Source organism: Geodermatophilus sp. SYSU D00867 (assembly GCF_054050315.1).
The window spans coordinates 109,502-124,272 of sequence record NZ_JBJGZC010000010.1 but is presented as its reverse complement, the minus strand read 5'-3'; the positions used below and the strand labels follow the sequence as shown (position 1 = coordinate 124,272).

The following is a 14,771-nucleotide window of genomic DNA, read 5'->3' as shown; positions in this document are numbered from 1 at the left end:
GACAACCGTCGATCGGTACGGTCCCGGACCGTCCGGTTCCGCGACCGCCCCGGATCGCTCACCGTCCCCCGACACGGTCTCCCGACTGGCCGCGCGTCCCTTCCCGCCGAGATCCCTCAGCGCTAAGGTATCGACCCATGGCAGCGGCGCGCCGGGTGCGGATCGGGATCGACACCGGGGGCACGTTCACCGACGTCGTCGCCGTCGACGAGGAGACCGGCCGGACGACGACCACCAAGACGCCGTCCACCCCGGCCGACCCCGCCGAGGGCTTCCTGGCCGGCGTCCGCAAGGTGCTCGGCCTCATGGGCCTGGACGGCTCCGCGGTGACGGCGGTCAGCCACGGGACGACGGTCGCCACCAACCAGCTGCTCGAGGGCCGGCTCGACCGGATCGGGTTCGTCACCACCGAGGGCTACGAGTCGGTGCTCGAGATCGCCCGCCAGTCGGTGCCCGACGGCTACGGCAACAGCTACTTCTGGGTCAAGCCGCCGCGGATCGTCCCGGCCGACCTGGTGCGCACCGTGCGCGGGCGGCTGGACCACACCGGCGCCGAGGTCCGGCCGTTCGACGAGGACGACGCCCGCGCCGCCGCCCGCTTCTTCCGCGACGCCGGCATCACCACCATCGGCGTCTGCTTCCTGCACGCCTACGCGGACGACGCCCACGAGCGCCGCATGCTCGACGTGATCCGCGAGGAGCACCCGGACGCCGTCGTCAGCATCAGCTCGCAGGTGCTGCGCGAGTACCGCGAGTACGAGCGCTCGGTGACCACGCTCGTCGACGCCGCCGTGAAGCCGAGGGTCGGCGCCTACGTCACCAACATCCGCACCCGGCTCGACGAGATCGCGCCGGGCGTGCCCTTCTACGTCATGAAGAGCAACGGCGGCGTGCTGTCGGCCGGCGAGGTCGTGCACCAGCCGATCACCACGATGCTGTCCGGCCCCGCGGCCGGCGCCCTGGGTGCCGCGCTCATCGCCGGGACGGCGGGCTTCGACCGGGTGCTCACCTGCGACGGCGGCGGCACCTCCACCGACGTCACGGTGGTCGTCGACGGCGAGCCGGCGCTGACCACCGAGGGCTCGGTCGGCGACTACCCGAGCAAGATCCCGATGATCGACGTCGTCACCGTCGGCGCGGGCGGCGGCTCGATCGCCTGGCTGTCGCCCGAGGGCACGCTCAAGGTCGGCCCGAGGTCGGCCGGCGCCGACCCCGGCCCGATGTGCTACCCCGGTGGCGGCGACCAGCCCACGGTGACCGACGCCCACGTCGTCCTCGGCCGGATCCCCCCGCACCTGCTCGGCGGCGAGATCCCGCTGTCGGTCGAGGCCGCGCGCGAGGGCCTCCAGCGGCTCGGCGGGAAGCTCGACATGGACCTCGAGCGCACCGCGACCGGGATCCTGGAGATCTCCGCCTGGAACCAGGCCAACGCGCTGCGCCAGGTGACCGTCGCCAGGGGCCTCGACGTCCGCGACTTCACGCTCACCACGTTCGGCGGCTCGGGCTCGCTGCTGGCCTGCCGGCTCATGGACGTCCTCAACCTGCCCCGCACGCTGGTGCCACCGAACCCGGGCAACGTCAGCGCGTTCGGCCTGCTCACCGTCGACGTCCGCAACGACTACGTGCAGACCGTCGTCTCCAAGCACCTCGACCTGGACCTGGCGCGCGTGCAGGCGGTCTTCGGCGACCTCGAGGCGCAGGCGCGGACCGCCCTGGACGGCGAGGGCTTCGGGCGCGACCAGCAGCGGATGCAGCGGACCGCCGACCTGCGCTACGTGGGCCAGGCGTTCGAGGTCCGCGTCCCGGTGGCCGACGGCGAGCTCGACCGCGCCGCCGCGGAGGACGTCGCGCAGGCCTTCCACGCCGCGCACCGCCGGCTCTACGGCTACGACTTCGCCGACGACCCGCGCCAGGCCGTCGAGTGGGTCAACCTGCGCGTCAGCGGCATCGGGCCGATCCGCCGCCCGGACATCGTCCGGCTGCCCGAGCGGGAGGGCGGGACGGACCGGGCCGTCACGGGGTCGCGCCGCGTGTTCTTCGACGACTGGGTGGACACCCCGACCTACGACCGCACCCGGCTGGGCGCCGGCGACGTGGTCAGCGGCCCGGCGATCGTCGAGGAGTTCGGCTCCACCGTCCCGGTCCACCCCGGCTTCGCCGCCACCGTCGACGCCTACGGCAACCTGCTGCTCACCAAGGAGTCGGACCGATGAGCCTCCAGAACGGCACGATCGAGGCCGACCCGGTCCTCGTCGAGATCGTCGCCGGCACGCTGGCCGCGATCGAGAAGGAGGTCGAGACCTCCATCGGGCGCACGTCGCGCTCGCCGATGATCCGCGACGCCCACGACTTCCGCGCCGGCATCCACGACCGGCAGCTGCGCAAGCTCACCGGCCGCTCGTACTCGGCTCTCGTGCACCCGGTGGTGCGCGACTACCCGATCGAGACCATGAACGTCGGCGACGTCTTCTTCCACAACGACGTCTACCTGTCCGAGGGCGGGATCGGCCACCTGCCCGACCTGTGCGTGACCGTCCCGGTGTTCGCGGCCCCCCCGGAGACCGGCGAGCCCCGGGTGGTCGCCTTCATCCAGGCGTTCGGCCACCACGACGACATCGGCGGCGCGGTGCCCGGCTCCATGCCGAGCGCGGCCACCAGCGTGTACGAGGAGGGCCTGATGGTCCCCCCGATCAAGCTGTGGGACCGCGGCGTGCCGAACGAGTCGGCCCTGAAGATCATGACCCGCAACTCGCGGATGCCCGACTCGCTGGCCGCCGACCTCGACGCCGAGTGCTCCGCGTGCCTGGCCGGCGCCCGGCGCCTGGGCGAGCTGTTCGACCGGTACGGCGTGGCCGCCGTCGAGGCCTGCTTCGACGCGATCCTGGCCAACTCCACCGAGGTCTACCGGCGGGAGATCCTCTCGCAGATCCCCGACGGCACCTACGTCTGGGAGGACTACGCCGAGCACGACGGCGTCGAGGAGCCCAAGCTCCACCGCCAGCGGATCACGCTGACCATGGACTCCACGCGGGAGACCCCGCTGGTCATCGACTTCACCGGCACCGGCCCGCAGGCCAAGGGCCCGATCAACCACTGCGGCGACTACGCCGACGGCAACTTCCTCAAGAAGTGGCTGGCGCCGATCCTGCGCAACCTCGCCGAGACGCCCGAGCGGATGGCCGAGCTCGACGTCAACGAGGGCGTCGTCCCGCTGATCGAGATGCGCTTCCCCGAGAAGGGCACGCTGCTCACGCCGGTCTTCCCGGCGCCCACCAACGCGCGGACGTTCGTCATCCTGCGGCTGCTCGGCGTGCTGGCCGGCGTGCTGGCCAAGGCCACCGGCGGCCGGATGCCCGCCGACCAGGAGACGATCCGCTACACCGGCGTCTACGGCACCGACCTCGACGGCAACCCCTACCTCATGCGCGAGGTGCTCGGCGGCGGCTCGGGCGGGCGGTACTACGCCGACGGCGAGGACACCATCCACGTCGTCCCGGACTCGCGGAACCTGCCGACCGAGTTCACCGAGTCCCGCTTCCCGCTGCGGGTCGAGCGGCTGGGCCTGGCGCTGGACTCCGGCGGCCCGGGCCGGTACCGCGGCGGCTGCGGCTACGAGAAGCACATCCGGGTGCTGCGCGACGCGCACTTCATGTCGATCGCCGACCGCTCGATCCTGTCCTGCTGGGGTGTCAACGGCGGTCGCGCGGGACGGCCGTTCCAGGTGACCGTCGACCCCGGCGGCCCCGACGAGCACGACGTCGACGCGCTGGCCGACGCCGAACCGCTGCCGGCCGGCACGGTGGTGCGGATCCGCACCACCGGCGGCGGCGGCTGGGGCGACCCGCTGGACCGGCCCGTGGAGGAGGTCCTCCGCGACGTCGCCTGGCGCAAGGTGAGCGTCTCCGGCGCCCGCGAGGACTACGGCGTCATCGTGCTCGAGGACGGGTCGGCCGACGAGGCTGCCACCGCCGTACTGCGGGACGAGATGCGCGCGGCCCGCACCGGGGACGAGCCGTTCTTCGACCGCGGCCCCGGCTACGCGCTGCTCTCCGGCGGCGCGACGTCCAACGAGTTCGACCTCCTCTGAGCGCTCGTGCTCTGCCCCCGATCGGGGGCAGAGCACGAGCAGCGGCGTTCAGCAGACGGGCTGCCGCTGCTGCCCCGGGGGCGCGAACTCCAGCCGCACTGACTCGCTCCGGGGGACGAGGACGGCGGTCCCGTTCTCACGTGTCCACCCGGCCGGCAGAAGCAGGTACTGGTCTCCCGACTGCAGCACCAGTTTGAGTCCGTCGTAACGGAACCGATAGGCCGCCTCCGGGTCGAGGCAGCGCACCTCGGTCACCCCGGCGACGGCCAGCCGCAGGGACTGCTCGCTGTAGAGGACGGCGTCGGCCGCCGCGGGCAAGTCTGCGACCAACTGCTGAGCCCTCCCCGTGCCCACGGCGATCGCATAGCTGCCGACCGCCCAGAAGAGCCCGATGCTGAACAGCAGGAATGCCAGTCCCCACTCCGCCAGCACGGTCGTCTCTGCTACGCGGGCGCCGCCGAGGGCCCTCGGCCGCCTCGACGAGCGTGACAAGTGGACGACATACGCCAGCAGGAGCACACCTGCGCTCAGTCCCAGGCCCCCGGCTTCCGGGTAGGCCGCGAGCAGCGGACCGGTCTGGGCAGCGTCCGCGACGGCCACCATGAGGCACAGGACGCCGAACAGGGCGGCGATCGGAATGGCCACCCTGAGCACCCTGCGGCGCACCTTGGGGCCGAGTCGTTCCACCAGTACCCGATTGACGGCGAGCGCGAGCAACCCGAACACCGTGACAGCGGCGAGGGGGCGGAAGAGTCCGTCTGCGCTGCGGATCAGGTAGTCGTTCACCGTCAGGTCGAGCGTGGTGAAGTTGACGCGCAGGTAGCGGAAGAACCCGGTGATGTGCAGCCGGCCGAAGTAGAACAGCAGCCCGGTGAGCAGAGTCGTCGGTGCGACGATGGCGCCGGCGAGCTTTAGCAGACGCGGGAGGACCTCCGCCGACTCGGGGCTCGCCCCGCTGCCGGTGGGCGACGACTGGCCCGGACGCGGCGTCGATGGCGTGCCGCCCCCGCGTCGCTGGCGTCGGTTCCCCGAGGGGCGCGACCCACCAGGCTTGGGGGGTGACGCCCTCATCCGCCGCAGAGGGTCACCACGGTCACCACGGTCCCTCGCTCCAACACCGCGATCTGTCCGGGCACGGCCGTCTCCTCGGGCGTGTAGGCCAACGTGTCCACCGTGCAGGTGGACCGTTCCGCTGGGTCCACCGGTGGGGACTCGGTCACGAGGAGACAACCGGCGGTGTTCGCTGAGTCGCCGCAGCGCCTTGTCAGTTCCGCGTCGAACTCGGTCAGGGTCTTGCCCCTCATCGCGCCGAAGACCTCGATGCACTTCGTCTGCACGGTCACCGTGGTGCCTCGAGCGACCTGCCCGTTCGGCCCCACCGCCGGTTGCCCCGGGTCGGGATGCGTGAGGGTGAAACTCGCGACCCAACAGACGTCTCTGAGCCCCTGCGCCAGCCGCTCGGGCTTCTCGTCGATGACGAGGCAGTCCGGCCCCCCGGTCGGCGAGCCATCGCAGCGGCTCGCGACCTGGTCGTCCAAGAAGGTCAACACGTCGCCCTCGACCTGGTCGAACGGGTCTATCTCATAGGGCGCGCCAGCGCGTGAGGGCTCCTCGGGTGACGGAGCAGGAGCAGGAGCAGGAGCAGGAGCAGGAGCAGGCGCAGGAGCCGGAGCAGGCGCAGGAGCCGGAGCAGGCGCAGGAGCCGGAGCAGGCGCAGGAGCCGGAGCAGGCGCAGGAGCCGGAGCAGGCGCAGGAGCCGGAGCAGGCGCAGGAGCCGGAGCAGGCGCAGGAGCGGGTGCCGGAGCGGGTGCCGTCTCGGTGTGTGGGCCGGGATCGGGATCGGTGCCCGGATCGGACGGAGATCCCGGATCGGACGGAGATCCCGGATCGGACGGGGATCCCGGATACGCGTCCGGTCCTGTGCCGGGTGCGGGAGCTGGGGTAGAGGTGCCCGGGGTCGACTGTTCAGTCCGCCCGCTCCCGTGGGTGGGCGACGGCTGGGTCCGGGGCGTCTCCTCGGACGCGGTCGTCGACCCGCCGCCACAGGCGACGAGCAGGACCGCCAGGAGGACGCCGAGGAGGAAGCGGATTCGAGCGGCGCAGGTCATGGTGACCTCCTGCGGCCGAAGCCGGGACTGACGGTGACCACCGTTGCCGCCCCCCAGTGGGCGGTCAAGGGACCTACTGCTCGCGCGCGACCACCGTCCGCAGTCCTCGGCACGCCCGGTCACCCTGCTGCGGGGACCCGCCGCGAGCGTGCGAACGGTGCGTCCCCGCAGCAGGGCCTCGCTCAGGTGACGGGGTCGGTGCTGCCGGCGCCCGGCTTGGCGCTGTCGCCGGTCTGGCCCTCGTCGCCCTGCGTGGAGGTGTCCTCCTCGACGCCCTCCGGCCGGATCGGCGTCTCCTCCAGCACCTGCTCCTCGGCCTGCTCGCGGTCGGTGCCCGGCACCTCGGTCATGGTCGGCCTCCCTGGTCGTCGTCGCGTGCCGGTCCCCTACCCCGCCACCGCCCGGGCAGGCGCGGGTTCGCCGCCGGTGAACGGGGCGCGCAGGGCCGCGGCGGTGGCCTCGTCGGCGGGGAGGAACGCCTCGACCGACAGCTCGGCCGCGGTGAGGTCGACGGCGGTGCCGAAGGTGGTCACCGTGCTGAGGAAGGACAGCACCGTGTCGCCGGCGCGGATCCGCAGCGGGACGGCGATGCCGTCGGGCGTCGAGCGGTCGGTGCCGCCGGGGAGCGCGGCCAGCTCGCGGTGCAGCGCGGCGAGCTGCGGATCGCCGGTCAGGTGCGCCTCGCGGCCCAGCCGGTGCAGGACGTGCGCCCGCCACTGCGGCAGGTTGGCGATCCGCAACGCCAGCCCCTCGGGGTGCAGGCTCAGCCGCAGCACGTTGACCGGCGGCTCGAGCAGGTGCGCGGCGGCGCCGTCGAGCAGCGGCGCCACGCTCGCGTTCGCGGTCACCAGCTCCCACGACCGGTCGACCACCAGCGCCGGGAAGGGCTCGTAGGCGGCGAGCACGAGGTCCAGCGCCCGGGTGACGGCGGCCATGTCCGGGGAGTCCAGGCCCCGGCGGCCGTAGGCGGGGGCGAAGCCGGCGGCCAGCAGCAGGTCGTTGCGCTCGCGCAGCGGCACCTCCAGCCGCTCGGCCAGCCGCAGCACCATCTCCCGGCTCGGCCGCGACCGGCCGGTCTCCAGGAAGCTCAGGTGCCGGGCGGAGACCCCGGCGTCGTTGGCCAGGTCCAGCTGGGACAGCCGGCGGCGCTGCCGCCAGCCGCGCAGCAGCTCCCCGACGTCCGGGCGCACCGCGGTGGTCACGGCGCGGACGCTAGCGACGACCGCGCCCCGCGTCGCCTACCCGCGAGGTAATCGACGCCCTTCCCCGGGAGCGCCACGGTCGTCGCCATGACGAACACCGCCATGACAACGACCGTTCCCACCCGCCGTCCCCTCGACCTGCTCCGCGTGGCGCTGCGCCTGGACGCCGTCGTCACCGGCGCCAACGGCCTGGCCTACCTGGCCGCCGCGCCGCTGCTGTCCGACCTGCTCGGCGTCCCCGCCGGGGCGCTGCGCGGGCTGGGCGCCTTCCTCGCCGTCTTCGCCGCCGGGGTCGCGCTCGTCGCCGCCCGCCCGCGCGTCCCGCGGGGCGCCACGGAGGTCGTCGTCGGCGCCAACGCGCTGTGGGCCGCCGGCAGTGTCGTCGCCGTCGTCGCCGGCCGCTTCGACCTCACCGCCGCGGGGACGGTCTGGGTGCTCCTCCAGGCCGCCGTCGTCGCCGGGTTCGCCGCCCTGCAGCTCACCGCCCTCCGCACCCGCTGACCCCACGAGAAGGAGACCACCGTGACCGCCACGCCCGACCTCGCCGACCGCTACCTCGCCGCCTGGAACGCGACCGACCCCGCCGCGCGGCGGGCGCTGGTCGAGGCGCTGTTCACCGAGGACGTCACCTACACCGACCCGCTGGCCGACGTCGCCGGCCGCGACGGACTGGACGCGACCATCGCCGCCGTCCAGGCACAGTTCCCGGGCTTCGTCTTCCGGCTCGCCGGCCCCGCCGACGCCCACCACGGCCAGGTGCGTTTCACGTGGCACCTCGGTCCGGAGGGCGCCGAGCCGCCGGTCACCGGGTTCGACGTCGCCGTGACCGACGGGGACGGCCGCATCCGCACCGTGCTCGGCTTCCTCGACCGCGTGCCCTGATCTCGCGAGGGACTCAGCGCCGCCGCTGCCACCAGCGGCGGCGCTGCGGCGTGGGCGGCACCTGGGCGGCCGGCGGCTCGGGCGCCGGCGGCGGGCGGTCGCGGCGCCAGCCCTCGACCAGCGCGTCGACGTCCGCCAGGCCCGGCACCGGCGACCAGCGGCTCTCCGCCGGCCGCCGCCAGAAGGCCTCGACCCGGGCGTTGTAGTCCTCGGCGACGGCGCGCACGGCGTCCTCCGACGGCAGCGCGGCCACCCGCGCGGGCAGTTCGTCGCGCTCCCGGCGCAGCGCCAGGCCCGGCGGCAGCATGTCCGCCGGCGCCACGCCCTCGCGGCGGGCCTTGGCCACCGCCCAGTCGTAGGCGGTCTCGTTCGGGTCGAAGGCCGGCAGCGGCCTGCCGGCGCCGCGCAGCCCGGTGAAGTCGCCGCGGTCCTGGGCCTGGCCGATCTGCCGCTCGACCCAGGTCTCGAACGACACCCCGGGCGGCTTCCGCTGGGTCACCCCACCACCTCCGCCTCCATGCTCCGCCTCTGGGAGGCTGCCGTGCATGCGGACGACGGGCAGCCGGGAGGTCTACCGCAACCCGTGGATCCGGGTGCGCGAGGACACCGTGGAGCGGGTGGACGGCTCCACCGGCGTCTACTCCGTCGTCGAGAAACCGGACTTCGCCGTCGTCATCGCGGCCGAGCGGGACGGCTTCTGGCTGGTCGAGCAGTTCCGCCACCCGGTGGGCCGCCGGGCCTGGGAGTTCCCCCAGGGCACCTGGACGGCCGGCAGCAGCGGGACGGCCGAGGAGCTGGCCCGCGCCGAGCTGGCCGAGGAGACCGGGCTGCGGGCCGGCCGGCTCGAGCACCTGGGCCACGCGGACCTCGCGCCGGGGCTGTCCACCCAGGAGTTCGACGTCTGGCTCGCCACCGACCTCACGCCCGGCCCGACCGCCCGCGAGGTGACCGAGGCCGACATGGTGGCGGCGTTCACGCCGGAGGCCGAGCTGCGGGCGATGGTCCGCGACGGCCGGTTCACCGACGGCCCCTCGCTCGCCGCCTGGGCCCTGCTCCTGCTCCGCCGCAGCTGACCCCGGCCCCGCTGCCGGGGCCCGCCGCGGGCGTGCGAGCGGTGGGGGGCGGCGGGGTCCTCCGTCAGGCGGCGCGGAGGGAGCGCAGGGCGGGGGTGACGCGGGCGAGCTCGTCGAGCATCGCCTTGCCGCCGGCCTCGAGCTCGGCGTTGGGCACGAACTCGTCCTGGTCGTCGAGGAACTGCGCGAAGAACGGCACGGAGATCGCCTCGGGGACGGTGTGCAGCCGCAGCGCGCCGAGCACCGGCTTGACCGCCGACGACGCCCGCAGGCCCGCCGAGACGCCGCCGTAGGTGACCAGGCCGGCCGCCTTGTCGGCCCACTCGACCGACAGGTAGTCCAGCGCGTTCTTGAGCGACGCCGGGAAGGAGTGGTTGTACTCCGGGGTCACGAAGACGAACGCGTCGGCGCGGGACACCGTCGCGCTCCAGTCCTTCGTGTGCTGGTGGGTGTACCGCTGCAGCCGCGGGTGGTCGGGCTCGTCGAACACCGGCAGGCCCACCTCGGCGAGGTCGACCAGCTCGACGTCGAAGCCGCCGTGCTCCTGCGCGAGGCGCTGCACCCAGCGGGCGACGGCGATGCCCCGGCGGCCGGGACGGGTGCTGGCGGCGATGACCTGCAGGACGGGACGGGACACCGGGACCTCCGGGACGACGACGGGACCGACTCGTTGAGGACTCAACCGTTGGGGCGGTCAACCGCTTCCGCCCTCGTGGGTGACGAGCACCGCACCGACTCGACCCTCACGTGAGGGGAGGGTGCTGGCAGGATCGTTGCAGAGTGCACCGGCCCGACGACGCGCGCGCGTGCCCGCCCCAGCGCCCGCCGACCCGAACGGACCCGATGTCCTCCCCTGCCCTGCGCCCGTCCCGTCCCGCCTGGCTGACCTCGGCCCGCGTCGCCCGCACCGAGGTGCTGGCCGGTCTCGTCGTCGCCCTGGCGCTCATCCCCGAGGCGATCAGCTTCTCGGTGCTCGCCGGCGTCGACCCGCAGGTGGGCCTGTTCGCCTCGTTCACCATGGCCGTCGTCATCGCGTTCACCGGCGGCCGGCCCGCGATGATCAGCGCGGCCACCGGGGCGGTCGCCCTCGTCGTCGCCCCGCTCGTGCACGACCACGGCCTGCCGTACCTGCTCGCCGCCGTCGTCCTGGGCGGGGTGTTCCAGGTGCTGCTGGCGGTGGCGGGCGTGGCCCGGCTCATGCGCTTCGTGCCGCGCAGCGTGATGGTCGGTTTCGTCAACGCCCTGGCGATCCTGATCTTCGCCGCGCAGGTGCCGCACCTGGTCGGCGTGCCGTGGCTGGTGTACCCGCTGGTCGCCGCCGGCCTGGCGGTCATCGTGCTGCTGCCGCGGCTGACCACGGCCGTCCCGGCGCCGCTGGTGGCGATCGTGCTGCTCACCGTCGTCACCGTGCTGGCCGGCTGGGACCTGCCCGACGTCGGGGACGAGGGCGCCCTGCCCGACAGCCTGCCCGGGTTCGCGCTGCCCGACGTGCCGCTGACCTGGGAGACGCTGCGGATCGTCGCGCCCTACGCGCTGGGCGTCGCCTTCGTCGGGCTCATGGAGTCGCTCATGACGGCGCGCCTGGTCGACGACCTCACCGACACCCGCTCGGACAAGACCCGCGAGTCGTGGGGCCAGGGCGTGGCCAACGTCGTCACCGGCCTGTTCGGCGGCATGGGCGGCTGCGCGATGATCGGCCAGACGATGATCAACGTGCGCTCCGGCGCCCGCACCCGGCTGTCGACCTTCCTGGCCGGGGCTCTGCTGCTCGTGCTGGTCGTCGTCCTCGGTGACGTCGTCGCGGTGATCCCCATGGCCGCGCTGGTCGCCGTCATGGTCTTCGTCTCCGCGGCCACCTTCGACTGGCACAGCCTCCGCACGCTGCCGCGGATGCCGCGCAGCGAGACGGCGGTCATGCTCGCGACCGTGGCCGTCGTCCTCGCCACGTCCAACCTGGCGATCGGCGTGGGCGTCGGGGTGCTCGTGGCGTGCGTGCTGTTCGCCCGCCGGGTGGCCCACCTGGTGCGGGTCACCCCGGATACCGCGCCCGACGGCACCCGGGTGTACCGCGTCTCCGGCGCGCTGTTCTTCGCCTCCAGCAACGACCTGCTCGACCAGTTCGACGTCGCCGGCGACCCGGACCGCGTCGTCGTCGACCTCTCCGCCGCCTCGGTCTGGGACGCCTCCACCGTGGCCACCCTCGACGCGCTCACCCAGCGGTACGCCGGGCACGGCAAGACCGTGGAGATCACCGGGCTGGACCCCCACTCGGCGGCCCGCTACGAGCGGCACTCGGGGCAGCTGGCCGGGGCGCACTGATGGGACGGCTGCTGCAGATCGGTCAGGTGGCCGAGCGGACCGGGCTGAGCCTGCGCACCATCCGCTTCTACGAGGAGAGCGGCCTGGTGCTGCCCTCCGGCCGCACCGAGGGCGGCTTCCGGCTCTACGGCGAGGACGCCGTGGCCCGGCTGGAGGTCGTCAAGCGGATGAAGCCGCTGGGTCTCACCCTCGACGAGGTGCGCGAGCTGCTCACCCTGCTCGACGACCTCGCCGCCCGGCCCGGGGACACGGTGCTCACCGGCCGGCTGCGGGTGTTCCACGAGGCCGCCCTCGCGCGGGTGGAGGCGCTGCGGGCCGAGCTCGCCGTCGCCGAGGACTTCGCCGGCACGCTGGCCGCCCGGCTGGAGGCCACCCGGTAGGGCGTTACCCGATCGTGCCTGGACAGCGGGACCCCGGCCGTGCCGCCGCCCGGAGCCGTCGCGCAGGGTGGCGACCCACCCTGAACGGGTGAGTTCGCAGCTCAGGGGCCTGCGCCGGGGGCGCGCACCCCCGACGCTGTCCCGGTGCCGCTCTCCGCTCCCGGGCTGCCGGACCTGCCGCCGGACCTCGCCGGGCCGGTCGCCGTGGAGCTGGCCAGGCCGGTGCGGGACCTCCCGGTCGCGTCCGCGCTGCCCGGCGGCTGCCGCTACGAGCCCAAGTGGGACGGCTACCGGCTGGTGGTCGTCCGCGGCCGCGCCGGCACCCGGCTGTGGTCCAAGCAGGGCCGTGACCTCACCGACCGCTTCCCCGACCTCGCCGCGGCCGCGCTCGCCCAGGTCCCGGCCGGGACGGTCCTCGACGGCGAGGCCGTCGTCTGGAACGGCGAGCGGCTGGACTTCGGGCTGCTGCAGCGCCGGATGGTGACCGCCCCCTCCCGGATGGCCGCCCTGGCCGCCGCGCACCCCGCCTCCTACGTCGCCTTCGACCTGCTCGCCGCCGGCGGCGCCGACCAGCGCCGCCGGCCGTTCCGCAGCCGCCGCGCCGCCCTCGAGGAGCTCGCGCGGCGGTGGGCGCCGCCGTTGCAGCTCTCGCCGGTCACCGCCGACCCGGAGGAGGCCCGCGGCTGGGCCGCGGACCTGCGCCCGCTCGGCGTCGAGGGCCTGGTCGCCAAGGGTGCGGCCACCCGGTACGCGGGCGGGCGCCGCGAGTGGCTGAAGGTCAAGTCCTGGGAGACGACGGAGGTGCTCGCCGGCGGCGTCATCGGGCCGGTCGACCGCCCGAGCCAGCTGGTCGCCGGCCGCTGGCGGGACGGGGAGCTGGTCGTCGTCGGCCGCACCGGTCCCCTCTCCCCCGCGCAGTCGGCGGAGCTGGCCGCCGTCCTCACCCCCGCCGGCGACGACCACCCCTGGCCCGAGCGGATCGGCACCGGCCGCTTCGGCGGCGGGCGGCTGTCGGTGGCACTCACCCGCGTGCAGCCGACGGCCGTCGTCGAGGTCAGCGCGGACGCCGCGCTCACCGCCGGGGTGTTCCGGCACCCGCTGCGCTACGTCCGGGTCCGCCCCGACCTGCGCCCCGCGGACGTGCCGCCCGCGGGCTAGGGCCGCTGCGGCACCCGGCCCAGCGTGACGAGGAACCGGCGCAGCAGGCAGGCCAGCTGCGCGAGCTCGTCCTCGGACAGCCCGGCCAGCAGGCCGCGCTCGGTCTCCAGGTGGTCGGGCAGGGCCGCGTCCAGCGCCGCCCGCCCGGCGTCGGTGAGCGTGACGACGACGGCCCGCCCGTCGGCCTCGCTGCGGGTGCGGGTGATCAGCCCCTTCTCCTCCAGCCGGTCCAGCCGCTGGGTGATCGCCCCGGAGGTGACCAGCGCGGTGCGCATCAGCGCCGTCGGCGTCAGCTGGTAGGGCTCCCCGGCCCGCCGGAGCGCGGCGAGGACGTCGAAGGACGGCGCGTCGAGGCCGTGCCGGGCGAAGGTCGCGCGCTGGGCGAGGTGGACCTCCCGCTGCAGCTGGGTGATCCGGCCGATGACCCCCATCGGCGAGCAGTCGAGGTCGGGACGCTCCCGGGCCCACTGCTCGAGGATGAGGTCGACCGCGTCCTCCACGCAGGTACCTCAGCAGTGAGAGAACGGCAGCGTCAAGCCGCGCCCCGCCGCGACACGGGGTCGGCCAGGCCGGCGGCCAGCCGGACGGTGAGCCCCGCGGGGCCGGGCACCAGGTCCACCGAGTCCCACAGCTTGCGGGCCAGCCACAGGCCCATGCCGCCGGCGGCGAGGTCGTCGCCGTGCGCCGGCACGAAGCCCGCGAGCGGGTCGGCGAAGCCGGTGCCGGAGTCGGTGATCGTGACCACCAGCGTGTCGCGGTCGGCCCACACGCGGGCCGAGATCGGCCGCCGGCCGTGCCGGAAGGCGTTGGCCGCCACCTCGCTCACGCCCAGGTGCAGGTCGGCGCGCTGGTCCTCGTCGGGGACGACCTCGCCGAACACCCGCCGCAGCTCTCCGCGCAGGCCGGCCAGTGCCGGCGCCCCGTCGACGGCGTACACGGGCTCCCCGGCCTCGACCGGGTCGCGGCGGAGCGCGAGCTCGCGCAGGAACTCCGCCGGCTGCCGGAACTCCGAGCTGCTCACCCGGACCCCGCCCATGACCAGCTCCGGATGGGTGCGGCGGGCACCGGCCACGACCTCGTCGGGCAGCCACCGCCGGTCGTAGAGGCACAGCGCCGTCAGCGGTGCCGTGGCGAGCAGGGCGTTGGCGGCCGACTCGTAGCGCTCGCCCTCGCGCCGGCTGCGGGCCGTGGTACCGAACTGCACCTCACCGAGGACGCGCAGCCGGCCCGAGCCGGTGGCGCGCGCCCGGTCCAGCAGCCGGCGGGTCACCACCATCGCGTCGGGTGTGCGGACACCGAGCAGGCAGATCCGCGCGTCCTCCTCCACCGCGCCGGCGCGCTCCCCGAGCGCGTCGCGGACCAGCGCGGCCGTCCGGGGGGACGCGGCGACGACGGGGAGGTCACCGTGGCGCAGCCCCTCCTCGAGGAAGGACGCGGCGACGGCGGTGGTCTCGTCGTCGGAGCGGACGAGGGCGGCGGTGTGCGAGTGGCGGACCACGGGCGCGGGCGACGGCGCGTCGTCCAGCTCCGCCTGCGTGGCGGAGACTCCCGTCCCAGGTTCC

The 14,771-nt window shown here is 74.6% G+C and carries 17 protein-coding genes; 9 read left to right on the top strand and 8 right to left on the bottom strand.

The features are described from left to right. Positions 1–137: 137 nt before the first annotated feature. Both ACI8AK_RS11580 and ACI8AK_RS11575 read left to right on the top strand, forming a co-directional pair. A complete protein-coding gene (locus ACI8AK_RS11580) occupies positions 138–2,213 on the top strand; it encodes a hydantoinase/oxoprolinase family protein (RefSeq protein ID WP_387991208.1) in 2,076 nt (691 codons plus the stop codon). Then, positions 2,210–4,087, top strand: a complete 1,878-nt coding sequence (locus ACI8AK_RS11575) for a hydantoinase B/oxoprolinase family protein (protein ID WP_456956340.1) — start codon at positions 2,210–2,212, stop codon at positions 4,085–4,087. Before ACI8AK_RS11580 ends, ACI8AK_RS11575 begins: the two co-directional genes overlap by 4 nt. A gap of 48 nt (positions 4,088–4,135) precedes the next feature. On the opposite strand, the gene ACI8AK_RS11570 is transcribed toward ACI8AK_RS11575, so the two are convergent. Together ACI8AK_RS11570 and ACI8AK_RS11565 are read right to left on the bottom strand one after the other, a co-directional pair. Continuing rightward, a complete protein-coding gene (locus ACI8AK_RS11570; RefSeq protein ID WP_456956338.1) occupies positions 4,136–5,158 on the bottom strand; it encodes a hypothetical protein in 1,023 nt (340 codons plus the stop codon). After that, positions 5,155–5,637, bottom strand: a complete 483-nt coding sequence (locus ACI8AK_RS11565; RefSeq protein ID WP_456956336.1) for a hypothetical protein — start codon at positions 5,635–5,637, stop codon at positions 5,155–5,157. Before ACI8AK_RS11565 ends, ACI8AK_RS11570 begins: the two co-directional genes overlap by 4 nt. 65 nt (positions 5,638–5,702) lie before the next feature. On the opposite strand from ACI8AK_RS11565, the gene ACI8AK_RS11560 reads away from it, so the two are divergent. After that, a complete protein-coding gene (locus ACI8AK_RS11560; RefSeq protein WP_456956334.1) occupies positions 5,703–6,032 on the top strand; it encodes a hypothetical protein in 330 nt (109 codons plus the stop codon). A gap of 345 nt (positions 6,033–6,377) precedes the next feature. Here the strand turns inward: ACI8AK_RS11560 and ACI8AK_RS11555 are convergent, their stop codons facing one another. Beyond that, a complete protein-coding gene (locus ACI8AK_RS11555; protein ID WP_387991213.1) occupies positions 6,378–6,545 on the bottom strand; it encodes a hypothetical protein in 168 nt (55 codons plus the stop codon). A gap of 36 nt (positions 6,546–6,581) precedes the next feature. Beyond that, positions 6,582–7,397 carry a helix-turn-helix domain-containing protein gene (locus ACI8AK_RS11550; protein ID WP_387991216.1) on the bottom strand — a complete coding sequence of 272 codons (816 nt, stop codon included), beginning with the start codon at positions 7,395–7,397 and terminating at the stop codon, positions 6,582–6,584. Positions 7,398–7,484: 87 nt separating this feature from the next. Between ACI8AK_RS11550 and ACI8AK_RS11545 the strand changes: the two genes are divergently transcribed. Further along, entirely contained in the window at positions 7,485–7,898 is a 414-nt protein-coding gene (locus tag ACI8AK_RS11545) for a hypothetical protein (protein ID WP_456956332.1), read from the top strand. Positions 7,899–7,919: 21 nt separating this feature from the next. Beyond that, positions 7,920–8,279: a nuclear transport factor 2 family protein gene (locus tag ACI8AK_RS11540; RefSeq protein WP_387991221.1), complete on the top strand. Its 360-nt coding sequence runs from the start codon at positions 7,920–7,922 to the stop codon at positions 8,277–8,279. A gap of 13 nt (positions 8,280–8,292) precedes the next feature. On the opposite strand, the gene ACI8AK_RS11535 is transcribed toward ACI8AK_RS11540, so the two are convergent. Continuing rightward, a complete protein-coding gene (locus ACI8AK_RS11535) occupies positions 8,293–8,778 on the bottom strand; it encodes a DnaJ family domain-containing protein (RefSeq protein WP_387991224.1) in 486 nt (161 codons plus the stop codon). Positions 8,779–8,824: 46 nt separating this feature from the next. On the opposite strand from ACI8AK_RS11535, the gene ACI8AK_RS11530 reads away from it, so the two are divergent. Then, positions 8,825–9,352, top strand: coding sequence for an NUDIX domain-containing protein (locus tag ACI8AK_RS11530; protein ID WP_387991226.1), 528 nt, complete (start codon positions 8,825–8,827; stop codon positions 9,350–9,352). Positions 9,353–9,416: 64 nt separating this feature from the next. Here the strand turns inward: ACI8AK_RS11530 and ACI8AK_RS11525 are convergent, their stop codons facing one another. Next, a complete protein-coding gene (locus tag ACI8AK_RS11525) occupies positions 9,417–9,989 on the bottom strand; it encodes an NADPH-dependent FMN reductase (protein ID WP_456902071.1) in 573 nt (190 codons plus the stop codon). Positions 9,990–10,195: 206 nt separating this feature from the next. Here ACI8AK_RS11525 and ACI8AK_RS11520 point away from each other — a divergent pair, with 206 nt between their 5' ends. The 3 genes from ACI8AK_RS11520 to ACI8AK_RS11510 all read left to right on the top strand — a co-directional run bounded on the left by ACI8AK_RS11520 (position 10,196) and on the right by ACI8AK_RS11510 (position 13,209). After that, complete coding sequence (locus tag ACI8AK_RS11520; protein WP_456956330.1) at positions 10,196–11,671, top strand: SulP family inorganic anion transporter; 1,476 nt, start codon at positions 10,196–10,198, stop codon at positions 11,669–11,671. Beyond that, a complete protein-coding gene (locus tag ACI8AK_RS11515; RefSeq protein ID WP_387991235.1) occupies positions 11,671–12,051 on the top strand; it encodes a MerR family transcriptional regulator in 381 nt (126 codons plus the stop codon). Before ACI8AK_RS11520 ends, ACI8AK_RS11515 begins: the two co-directional genes overlap by 1 nt. A 144-nt stretch (positions 12,052–12,195) precedes the next feature. Further along, complete coding sequence (locus ACI8AK_RS11510) at positions 12,196–13,209, top strand: ATP-dependent DNA ligase (RefSeq protein ID WP_456956328.1); 1,014 nt, start codon at positions 12,196–12,198, stop codon at positions 13,207–13,209. Here the strand turns inward: ACI8AK_RS11510 and ACI8AK_RS11505 are convergent. Together ACI8AK_RS11505 and ACI8AK_RS11500 are read right to left on the bottom strand one after the other, a co-directional pair. Next, entirely contained in the window at positions 13,206–13,709 is a 504-nt protein-coding gene (locus tag ACI8AK_RS11505; RefSeq protein WP_387991241.1) for a MarR family winged helix-turn-helix transcriptional regulator, read from the bottom strand. The genes ACI8AK_RS11510 and ACI8AK_RS11505 overlap by 4 nt on opposite strands. A gap of 32 nt (positions 13,710–13,741) precedes the next feature. After that, a complete protein-coding gene (locus ACI8AK_RS11500) occupies positions 13,742–14,707 on the bottom strand; it encodes an anti-sigma factor RsbA family regulatory protein (RefSeq protein ID WP_387991244.1) in 966 nt (321 codons plus the stop codon). Positions 14,708–14,771: the final 64 nt, after the last annotated feature.